General features: G+C 58.4%; 12 protein-coding genes and 1 pseudogene. 12 read left to right on the top strand and 1 reads right to left on the bottom strand.

Features of this window, described 5'->3' with window-relative positions; translation table 11 throughout:
* The 6 genes from VMS83_RS01440 to VMS83_RS01415 form a co-directional block, all read left to right on the top strand.
* A partial coding sequence (locus tag VMS83_RS01440) for a DUF134 domain-containing protein (RefSeq protein ID WP_325409145.1) occupies nt 1–187 on the top strand: 187 nt, incomplete at its 5' end.
* A 97-nt stretch (nt 188–284) separates the two neighbouring features.
* Complete coding sequence (locus tag VMS83_RS01435) at nt 285–995, top strand: DUF169 domain-containing protein (RefSeq protein WP_325409146.1); 711 nt, start codon at nt 285–287, stop codon at nt 993–995.
* A 334-nt stretch (nt 996–1,329) separates the two neighbouring features.
* Entirely contained in the window at nt 1,330–2,925 is a 1,596-nt protein-coding gene (gene atwA / locus VMS83_RS01430) for a methyl coenzyme M reductase system, component A2 (protein ID WP_325409144.1), read from the top strand.
* Between the two features lie 35 nt (nt 2,926–2,960).
* Nucleotides 2,961–3,845 (top strand): Mrp/NBP35 family ATP-binding protein, encoded by an 885-nt coding sequence (locus tag VMS83_RS01425; protein WP_325409143.1) that lies wholly within the window; start codon nt 2,961–2,963, stop codon nt 3,843–3,845.
* Between the two features lie 46 nt (nt 3,846–3,891).
* Nucleotides 3,892–4,257, top strand: a complete 366-nt coding sequence (locus VMS83_RS01420) for a hypothetical protein (protein ID WP_325409141.1) — start codon at nt 3,892–3,894, stop codon at nt 4,255–4,257.
* 18 nt (nt 4,258–4,275) lie between these two features.
* Nucleotides 4,276–5,445 carry a TIGR04083 family peptide-modifying radical SAM enzyme gene (locus tag VMS83_RS01415; protein WP_325409139.1) on the top strand — a complete coding sequence of 390 codons (1,170 nt, stop codon included), beginning with the start codon at nt 4,276–4,278 and terminating at the stop codon, nt 5,443–5,445.
* Between the two features lie 36 nt (nt 5,446–5,481).
* Here VMS83_RS01415 and VMS83_RS01410 read toward each other — a convergent pair whose 3' ends face one another.
* Nucleotides 5,482–5,865 (bottom strand): VOC family protein, encoded by a 384-nt coding sequence (locus VMS83_RS01410; RefSeq protein WP_325409137.1) that lies wholly within the window; start codon nt 5,863–5,865, stop codon nt 5,482–5,484.
* A gap of 560 nt (nt 5,866–6,425) precedes the next feature.
* Here VMS83_RS01410 and VMS83_RS01405 point away from each other — a divergent pair.
* The 6 genes and pseudogenes from VMS83_RS01405 to VMS83_RS01380 all read left to right on the top strand — a co-directional run.
* Nucleotides 6,426–6,929 (top strand): hypothetical protein, encoded by a 504-nt coding sequence (locus VMS83_RS01405; RefSeq protein ID WP_325409135.1) that lies wholly within the window; start codon nt 6,426–6,428, stop codon nt 6,927–6,929.
* Nucleotides 6,930–7,346: 417 nt separating this feature from the next.
* The gene (gene mtrE, locus VMS83_RS01400; RefSeq protein WP_325409133.1) at nt 7,347–8,249 is read left to right on the top strand and encodes a tetrahydromethanopterin S-methyltransferase subunit E; all 903 of its coding nucleotides are present in this window, start codon (nt 7,347–7,349) and stop codon (nt 8,247–8,249) included.
* Nucleotides 8,246–9,094, top strand: a complete 849-nt coding sequence (mtrD, locus tag VMS83_RS01395; RefSeq protein ID WP_325409131.1) for a tetrahydromethanopterin S-methyltransferase subunit D — start codon at nt 8,246–8,248, stop codon at nt 9,092–9,094. The genes mtrE and mtrD overlap by 4 nt, the downstream gene beginning before the upstream one ends.
* 9 nt (nt 9,095–9,103) lie before the next feature.
* The gene (mtrC, locus tag VMS83_RS01390) at nt 9,104–9,955 is read left to right on the top strand and encodes a tetrahydromethanopterin S-methyltransferase subunit MtrC (RefSeq protein ID WP_325409129.1); all 852 of its coding nucleotides are present in this window, start codon (nt 9,104–9,106) and stop codon (nt 9,953–9,955) included.
* Nucleotides 9,956–9,957: 2 nt separating this feature from the next.
* Nucleotides 9,958–10,251, top strand: a complete 294-nt coding sequence (gene mtrB, locus VMS83_RS01385; RefSeq protein ID WP_325409127.1) for a tetrahydromethanopterin S-methyltransferase subunit MtrB — start codon at nt 9,958–9,960, stop codon at nt 10,249–10,251.
* A gap of 1 nt (nt 10,252) precedes the next feature.
* A pseudogene (locus VMS83_RS01380) lies at nt 10,253–10,518 on the top strand (tetrahydromethanopterin S-methyltransferase subunit A); the annotation flags it as partial.

Below are 10,518 nucleotides of genomic sequence, written 5' to 3'. Positions count from 1 at the left end.
CATCGATCTCGAAGGCCTGGAGCAGGAGGAGGCAGCCGAGCGGCTGGGGGTTTCGCGGAAGACCGCTTGGCGGGACCTCCACGAGGCCCGGCGTAAGATCGCCGATGCCCTGGTCAACGGGAAGGGGATCGAGATGGCAGGCTGCCAAAAAGCGGCGGAAGGCCGGTGCCCGAAGTGCCCCAAGTAACGCCAGGTACGATTGTTTTTTTGCGTCGTTCCGTCATCTTTTTATGGTTCCGCTCATATGGGTAATTACCCTGTCTCTGACAGACGAGAAGATGCTTATGGCTTACGAGAAGATAGCGGTGAACTACCACGAGGCTTCGGAACAGCTCAAAAAGCTCCTGAACCTGAAGGGATCGCCGGTCGCCATCAGGTTTGCGCCCACGAAGGCCGATATTCCGGCCGGGATCCCGGAGCTGGACAAGACCATCCGGCACTGTTCGATGGTGAACCTGGCACGGATGGAGGGGAAGATCTTCTATGCCCCTGCCGAAAAGCACGAATGTAACGGCGGTGCGTGGTCGCTGGGCTTAAAGCCGATTTCCCCCACCCTGAAGAACGGCGAGTTCTACTTCAAGCTCGGGAAGTTCGACAGCGATGCGGCCTGCAAACGGACGATCGAGAAAATCCCGCATTTAGATACGGGAGAGACCTACGCCACGATGTATGCACCTCTCGAAACAACGCCGTTTTCCCCGCAGATCATCCTGATCGTCACCACCCCCCGCAACATGCTCAAGCTGGCCCAGAGCAGCCTCTTTAGGCTCGGCGGGAGGATCCATGCAGAGTTCTCCGGCATCCAGTCGGTCTGTGCAGATGCAACCGCCCAGACCTATCACTCCGGCCAGCCCAACTTCTCGCTGGGCTGCGACGGGTCCCGGAGGTTCTCCGGCATCGGCGATGACGAGATGGTGATGGGGTTCCCGGCCGAGATGCTGCCGGAACTGGTCACCGCACTGCCCATCGTGCTCGGGGCGGCAGGTTCAAAATAAGTTCGCCTGAATAAGGGGGGACGCCCGGTGCGCCGGCGCTTTTGCAGCAGCCGGGAGATGCACACGAGGGCAGGGTCCCTTGTATCTTTTTTTATACCCGATCCTTAAATCTTTATGCTCATATGCGTAATAATTCCCTGCGAAGATCGCGAAGGATGCACTATGCCGGGTTTTGACGGAAACGGGCCGATGAAACGGGGACGAGTGATCGGAAGGGGGAGAGGCCCCTGCGGAAAGAACACCGATACCTGCAGGGAGCCGGAAGGATCACCCGCGCCCGAAAAAAGACCAGCGGTACTACCAAAACAGGGGTGAACCGGAGCGCGGATACACCATGCCACAGCCATTTATCAGCGTGAACGACCTCTGCATGGACTTCGGTGATACGAGGGTTCTCAACAACGTCTCGTTCGAGATCCCGGAAGGGGAGATCCTCGGGGTTATCGGGAGAAGCGGGGCGGGAAAGAGCGTGTTGATGCACCTGCTCCGGGGAGTCGAGGAGTCCCCCGTCAGGGGTTCGATCGTGTACCACATGGCGGCCTGTGACCGCTGTTCGTACATGGACGTGCAGAGCCGGGCCGGGAACCGGTGCCCGAAGTGCGGCGGGGAGCTGGTTGCCGTCGACGTGGACCTCTGGGACGAGAAGAGCGACGGGATGAAGTCCCGCGTGATGAACCGGACCGCGATCATGTTCCAGCGGACCTTTGCCCTGTACGGCGACGACCGGGTGATTGAAAATGTGCTCCACGCGCTCGACGATATCCGGTACCCCCAGGAACAGGCAGTGAACCGGGCGGCCGACCTGATCGACCAGGTGAAACTCTCCCACCGGATGATGCATATCGCCCGCGACCTCTCGGGGGGAGAGAAACAGCGGGTGGTGCTTGCCCGGCAGCTTGCTAAAGAACCGGCGATGCTCTTTGCCGACGAGCCGACCGGCACTCTCGACCCCGAGACCGCCCGGCTGGTCCATGCCATGCTCACCGAAGCGGCGGAACGCAACCGGATGGGCATGATGGTGACCTCGCACTTCTCGCAGGTGATCGAGGACATGGCAGACCACGCGATGCTGCTCGTGAACGGCGAGATCGCAGCGATAGGTTCGCCAAAAAACGTCATCAGGTCGTTTGCAAAGGACTATCAGGAGATCGAAGAGTCCGCACCCCCGGCGTTCGGGGAGAAGATCCTCGCTGCCCGGGACGTGACGAAACGGTACGTCTCCGTGGACCGCGGGGTGGTCCGGGCCGTGAACTCCGTAACTTTTGATGTTGCACAGAAGGAGATCTTCGGGATCATCGGCAAGAGCGGGGCGGGAAAGACCACGCTCTCCCAGATCATCGCCGGGGTCATCGAGCCTACGAGCGGGGAAATGAACATCCTGATCGGGGACGACTGGGTGGACATGACCAGGCCGGGCATCACCGAGCGGGGGAGGGCAAAGGAGTACATCGGCCTCCTGCACCAGGAATACGACCTCTTCCCCCACCGGACGGTCCTTGATAACCTCACCGATTCCATCGGTCTTGAGTTCCCCAAGGAACTCGCGCAGCGCAAGGCGGTGTCAACCCTCGTGATGGCGGGTTTTTCCCCGGAGAAGGCACAAGAGATCCTCCCCCGGTTCCCGGGCGAGCTCTCCAATGGGGAACGGCACCGGGTGGCGCTGGCGCAGGTACTGATCCGGGAACCGCTTCTCGTGATCCTCGACGAACCGACCGGCACGATGGACCCGGTCACCAAGCAGGACGTAAAACACTCCATCCTGAACGCCCGCGACGAGATGGGGGAGACGTTCGTGGTGGTCTCGCACGATATGGACTTCGTGCGGGACATCTGCGACCGGCTCGCCCTGATGAGGGGCGGGAAGATCCTTTCTGTTGGCCCGGCGGCGGAGATCCTCGCACTGGTCTCCGACGACGAGAAGCATGACTGACACCCATACCCCCATTTTTTCGAGATGATCCTGACATGACAGTACCTCCACACGACAACGAACCGGCATGCGACCAGAACTGCAGCACCTGTGCATCGGCACAACCGCACAGCACCCCTGCGACAGGGCTGCCACCCAAGGCAGAGATCGATGTTCAGCACGTAATTCTCGTGCTGAGCGGTAAAGGCGGGGTCGGGAAATCCACCGTTGCGGTGAACCTGGCATCCGCCCTTGCCGACCATGGCAGAAAGGTCGGGCTGCTCGACCTCGATTTCCACGGCCCCAACATCCCCAAGATGCTGGGAGTCGAAAACCAGCGGCCGGCAATCCTCGGGAAACGCCTCGAGCCTGTCCGTATTACCGGCAACCTCGCGGTCATGTCCATGGCATTTTTACTCCCCGACACGAGCTCGCCCGTGGTCTGGCGGGGACCGGTGAAGATGAGCGCCATCCGCCAGTTCCTTGCCGAGGTGAACTGGGGAGCGCTCGATTTCCTGGTCGTCGACCTGCCACCCGGTACCGGCGACGAGGCACTCACGATCGCCCAGCTGGCGCCCAACGTGCGGGGTGCGGTGATTGTCACGACCCCGCAGGACGTGGCAGTGATGGATGCCACAAAGGCAGTGAAGTTTATCGAGAAGCTGGAGCTGCCGGTCCTGGGGATCATCGAGAACATGAGCGGGATGGTCTGCTCCCATTGCGGAGGAACGGTCGACGTGTTCGGCGAAGGCGGGGGAAAGAAGGCCGCGCACGATCTTGGCGTCCCGTTCCTTGGAGCAATCCCGCTTGACCCGGACCTAGTCCGGGCAGGTGACGAAGGCCGGCCCTTTATCCTGCGCCATGCCGATTCCCCGACCTACAAGGCAACTGACAGCGTGATGCAGCTTCTCATGGCACAGCTTGAGAGCATGACTCCCTGACCGGCGGGGCATAAACCCTCCGGCCATCCTGATACATTCCAAGAATATGAGAAAATATACCGGCGTACCTGAACTGCTGGAACAATTCATGAACGAGCAGGACGGCGATGAGCGATGGGTCACGGTAAGGGAGCTCCGCGACCGGTTCTGCCTCACCCGGTACCAGGGCAACACTGTCTCGGCCTTCCTGCGACGGCTGGAGTTTACCTCCTTTGGCCGGTTCCCGTACATTGTGGTAAAAATTGAATACCGGGAACGGCTGCACCCTTCCGATCCGCTCCAGTACCGGTACCTGGTCAGGAGAAACGACAGACCTGCCGGCAATACCGGACATGAGGGCCAGACATTGGCGGCCTGTTCCCCCGGGGATGACGCATTCTCTTTTCATCCGATGAAAACAAATATACCCTGACGAAGGGAAAAAACCGTAATGAAAAACCCGTTCCACGTGATGATCATCCCGACGCTGGGCTGCCCCTCGAAATGCAAATACTGCTGGAGTTCCGAGGAGGGGTCGCCGGTCATGAGCGTGGATACGGTCAGAGAGATCGTGGCATGGCTTAAAGACCTGCCCCGGGACCGGGTGACCTTTACCTTCCACGGAGGGGAGCCGCTCCTTGCCGGGGCAGAGTTCTACCGTGAGGCACTGCCAGTACTTGCCGACGGCCTTGCCCGGATGCACCCGGAGTTTGCAATGCAGACCAATCTCTGGCGCATGACGCCGGAGATCGCGGATGTCCTTGCGGAGTACCGTGTGCCGATCGGATCAAGTATCGACGGACCCGAGGCGATCACCGATTCGCAGCGCGGGGACGGGTACTACCAGAAGACGATGAAAGGGTACGAGATCGCAAAGGCCCACGGCCTCGATGTGCGTTTTATCTGCACGTTCACCAACAAGTCGGTGAAGAAAAAGGAGGAGATCTTCCAATTCTTCCTCGACAAGGGCTTCACCCTGAAGCTGCACCCGGCACTCCCGTCACTCCGGTCGGAGAACCCGAAAGAATGGGCACTGGAACCGACGGAATACGGCGAGCTTCTCGTGTACCTGCTCGACCGGGCGCTCGACCACATGGACGGGATCGAGGTGATGAACATTAACGATCTCTGCCGGTGCGTTTTCACCCGCCGGGGGAGCGTCTGCACGTACGTGGACTGCATGGGAAGCACATTTGCCATCGGGCCCGACGGGAGCATCTATCCCTGTTACCGGTTCGTAGGGATGCCGGAGTATGTGATGGGGAACGTGGCTGATCACCCCTCGATTGAGACCCTGATGAAATCACCGTCGGGGAAACTGATGCTCGCCTTCAAAGATTACGTGGATACGGCGTGCGCGACATGCAAACACATCAAGTACTGCCGGGGCGGGTGCCCGTACAATGCGATGGCCCCGACACCGGGAAGGATCGAGGGCGTTGACCCGCACTGCGTGGCCTATACCCGGATCTTCGATGAGATCGGGGACCGGCTCAACAGGGAGATGTTTTCCGCACCGCCAATGGAAACAGGCGGGTTTTCAATGCCGTCCCTGGGTAAACCCGTGGCTGTCGCAAAGCCCGGCGTGATGACCCTGATGCGGAAGAACGCAATGCGTTAGCCGGAAAAAAGAAAAAACCGGAAAATGTCTTTTTTCCTAGTCCAGCGGTGTCCAGATACCGATCAGGTTCCCTTCGGTGTCAAGGATCATCGCGGTCATTCCCACCCCAGGGATCTCGGTAACCGGCAGGGAGATCTTTCCGCCGAGGTTCTCCACCTTCGAGACCACGCCTTCGATATCCTCGACCTGGACAAACGAGAGGATCGGCTCCTTCTGGTGCCTTTTGTATAATCCCCCGGTGCTGAGGGCCCCGGGCTCCACCGGGCCGGTCAGTATTGCATGGTACTGCATCGCGGCGATCCCCATGGTGTCGGGGGAGGCGGGGACCGGGTCGATCTTCCAGCCAAGGAGGGCGGCATAGAACCGCCGTGCCCGGTCTACGTCATCAGCCGGGATCATGAAGTGCGTGAGATTTGCCATAGAATGGGGTGGGGAGCGGGAGATAATGAGTGCGACGGTCGGGACAAGGGAAAACGGCGGCGGGAAAAGGATGAGGAAGTGTTTCCAAAGTTGCTATAAACCATATAGAGGTGTACACAAAAAGGGGCAATATCCGAAGCGCAGTCCACGGGCTATGGGGAAAGCGGGAGACCGCACAGGTGCCAAGGAGCACATGGTGGGGGAGGGGGTGGGGGCCACCCCCCTCCCATGATCCGGAAAAAACCGGGGTACCCACCCCCCTTTGTAGGATCAGAGAGAGGGGGGTGGGAGCGTACAGAAATTGATAATTGGAGAGAGCGGTTCGCGAATAATCATATTATTGTACCAAAGACTCTCGAATACGAATTTTGTTGAATATATCTCCACAAATTCCCCTTATTTCACTGTAATTGCAACGCTTTCAGCCCGGATCCTGAAACCCACCCTGTTTCTGCCCCGAATTCATTTCCTTTTGCAAGGCTTTATATTCGAAAATCCCATGATCCTGTGTCAACGGGCGCCCCGAGACAGACGAGAAAAAGAAGAAGGAGGTGAAAAAGATGGCTGAATTCACACGGAACACCAGTGTCAAGTGTGCCGTCCGCACCCTTGCAGAGCCTATTGCGGACATCGGGGCATTTTCTTCGCTTGTCCAGTCCGTCATCATGGGCAACCCGTTCGGGTGCATCTCATATATGACCGCCAATGCAAACCATCCTCCCGTAGAGAAGATCCGTGAGACCTATACGGCACGGATCGCCTACCGGGACAGCAATGCAAAGAATGTTGGTATGACGGCAGAAACCTACAGCACGGTAACCGGGTTCAACGCCGGCATTACCGCAGTGCTCGCCAACACGGCCAACACTGCAGCCCACCGGGGTACCCCGGCCCGCAGCCCGGATGCAGACAGCTACTCCGCAACGCTCCGGTGTCATGACCCAAACGGCGAAATCTACTACGTGAACTTCTCCCGCAGGCAGGTCACTCTCTCCTCCTACGAGGACGAACGTATCAGGAGCAGAATCGAGACCTGGGCTGACAGCGTCCCGGCATTGGGATAATGCGGTCACATACCCGCCCACAAAGGGAAGGCGAAAAGGTACCGGCTCAACCAGGACCGGGCAAAACAACACTATCTAAGGATGATCAATCCTCACGGTCCTGGCAACCCGGACACGATGACCGAATCCACTCCAGCTCCTCACCGTCGGTCTGTCCGGTGGCGAGCACAAGATTGCTTGCCCCCAACGCAACCTGTCTTTCATTAACGAAAGTCCACATGACAAGAAAAACCGTTATCGGCCCCAGTTTTATAATTCGGGCTATAAAAACCCGTTTTCCCGAACGCGATTTCGAAACCTTTTAATCAAGATCTCACTAATTTTACACTGACCACAAAGAGTTTAAGAGTTTAACTCGATGTGCGTGGCATTGCATTTTGAATACTCTCGTGCATTCGCACGCAGGGAGGAGGCTAAATGGAACAAATAGTATTTGGCATTGGAATTACTGCATTGGCAGGAGCTCTTGCCACCGTAGCCGGTTCCGCGGAAGATACTGAATCCAACATCGGGTCCCAGGGTGACCCGAACTCACAGGTTCAGCTCGCTCCGCAGATGGGATTCGTGCACCGCATCTTCAATAAGGCGGTTGCTGGCGAACCCCCGGCGTATGGTCTATGGTGTGCTCTGGGCGCAGGACTTGCATGGGCCTTTTTGGCTATGCAGATCAACGCGGTTCTCGCGATTGTCCTCGCCTCTCTTCTTGCAGTCTTCGTTCAGGGCGTCTATGCGACCACCGCATACCTGGGCAGGACGGCAAGCCTTTCCAAGTTCGGTCAGCCGGTCTACGTGGACATCCTTAAGTCCATGACGACGGTTGCCATGGCTCATGCCTTTGTAGCAATTTTCTGTACCGTCACCATCTGTTACCTGATCAACGTTGCACTGGGACACCCGTTCCCGCTGCCGCTGCTTGGGTTCATCTGGGGAATTACACTCGGAGCAGCAGGATCTGCAACGGGTAACCCGTTCTATGGCAAGGAACGCCAGTACCAGAACCAGAAGTTCGGTGCCGGTGTCCCGATCTCGGCATCTGGTAACATCGTCCGGTACGCCGAAGCCGGCGAGCGCAACTCGATCGACAACGGGTTCTTCACCGCAAAGTTCGGCGGTCCCGCATCGGGTCTCTGCTTTGGCCTGATCGTATTCCTCGAACTCTGGCGTACCATTCTCTTCGACCAGATCGGAGCAGGATGGGGAGCCATTATCGTCGGTGTCCTGATCATTCTCGTCTTCACGGTCATTGACCGGTACATCGAGGTCTGGGCACGCAAGAACTACGGTCCCTACACGGCCCCGGCAAAGGAGGCAGCACCATGACCGCAGTAGCAGCAAAGCCGGCAGCAGGCTCGGCAATGAACCCCACCGCTATGGTGGTCGGTATCGTCATGCTCATCATCCTGCTCGGGATCGCCTACGTGGTCTCCCCCAGTCTCGGCCTCATGGCCCTGATCGGTGTGGTCATCGGCGGTGTCCTGATCGGATTCGGCGTCCACTTCGTGCCGGTCGGCGGTGCACCCGCCGCAATGGGCCAGGCACCCGGTATCGCAACCGGTGTTGCCATGCTCGCAGCCGGTGCCGGTCTCGCCGGTCTCTTCGGCGGCGCCTGGGCAGCCGCATCAAGCTCCACCGGTGCAGGATTTTTCCTCGCCATTATCACGGGCGGAGTCGGCGGCGGCATGATGATGGCCATCACCTGTATGATGGTCAACTTCGTGTACGTCTTTGGCATGGGTATCCCCGCGGCATCAGGTAAGGTATTAAAGGACCCGATCACCGGGGACTCCCAGCCTGAATACAAATCGCAGGGTACCGAAGGCCACGGTCTTCCGTTCGTCTCGTTTGTCGGCGGCGTTATCGGAGGTATTCTCGGTGGAGCTGGTGGAACGCTCATTTATATCGAGCTTCTCAACCTCTACCAGGCAACGCTCCCGAATGTCATGAACATCTCCGCAAGCCAGGCACTGCCGATCGCAGTCTCCGTAGCAGGAACCTTCGCCATCGGTATGTTCCTCGTGAATGCGGTGCTGACCGCCTACAACATCACCGGAACCATCGAGGGCCCGCACGACCCCAAGTTCAAGCGCTGGCCACGGTCGGTTGTTGCATCTGCGGTTGCATCGGCGCTCTGCGGTCTTGTTGCGATCCTTATCGTGGTGCTCTGAGGTGTTGAAATGACCGTAAAAGTTGAAGTAATCGAAGGAGGCGTCCCGCACAACAAGATCCTCATCGCAGGAGTGCTCTGCACGCTCGTGTGCCTGTACCTCTCCTATCTCAATGTGCTCACCAACACCGAGATGTTTTCGTTCTTCGGCGGCCTCGCCGCTGTTGCAGCCCTCATCTGGGGGAGCCACACGATCAAGGTACTGTGCAGCTACGGTATCGGTACCGGTGTCCCCTCGGCAGGTATGATTGCATTCGGTTCCGGTGTCATTGCGATGCTCCTTGCAACCAAGTTCGGCATTGCAGCACCCATCGTAGCACTCGTCCTTGCAGCCATCATCGGGCTCATCCTCGGGTATCTCGCAAACGAAGTCCTCAACATGAAGATCCCGGCCATGATCCAGGCTCTCACCGAGCTTGCGGTCGTCGGTGCACTCACGCTGATGGGCTTTGCCGTCCTTATCACCGGCAGCTTCACGTTTGCCGGCCTCACCACGGGAAGTATGACCCTGTTTGGCGCACTCTCCCTGCCCAGCTACCAGGTCTCGTTCATTGGTGGCGGTCTTACCGGAGTGGCATTCCTGCTCGGCGCAATCGCGATCCAGCACCCGTTCAACGCGTGCCTGGGACCCGGCTGGAAACAGGACAGGATGCTCATGCTGACCGCAGAGTGCGGTTTCCTCTCCATGATCGTGGCAGCCATCATGTCGTTTGCTCTCGTCAGCGCCGGATCAGCGATCATCTCGCTTATCATTGCACTCGTTGGCTGGCTCTACACCTACTGCGAGTACATCAGGCTCTCGAAGCGCGATGCCTTCGCGTGGCTTGACTCAAAGCCGATTCCTGAAGTGGAGGGACACTAACCATGGCATACGTTATTGTTCTCCCGGAATTCGGCCTCGTTGCCGACCCCGTTGTCGGTATCATCACGACCGCCGGCGAATCACTCTCCCCGGTCGTTGACAAGGTAGCAGTCCTCGAGGCATCGGCAGACGATCTCGTCAACATGCTCTCCGGCGAAGGAAACTATGTTGCATCCTTCCCGGGCCGCGAGAAGACCCTTGTTGTCGGTGGCAGCATCAATGCCTTCTGGTACGGGCTTGCCATCGGACTACTCCTTGCAGGAGTTATTGCATTCCAGCTGGTGAAGGTGGGCTGATATGGCAGACAAGAAATCCCCCGCAAGTGGATGGCCGCTCGTCAAGGGCGACTTCCACTCCGGAGATGCAAACAGCTGCGTCGCTGTTATCACCATGGGTTCCCACCTCGACGAGCAGGGTATCTGTGATGCAGGCGCAGCGATGTGCGGTTCCTGTAAGACCGAGAATCTCGGTCTTGAAAAGGTCATCGCCAATTACATCGCCAACCCCAACATCAGGTTCATGATCCTCTGTGGTACCGAAGTCAAGGGCCACCTCTCCGGCCA

The organism is Methanoregula sp. (genome assembly GCF_035543475.1).
In the GTDB taxonomy this organism is placed as follows: domain Archaea; phylum Halobacteriota; class Methanomicrobia; order Methanomicrobiales; family Methanospirillaceae; genus Methanoregula.
This window is presented reverse-complemented; position numbering and strand designations above follow the sequence as displayed.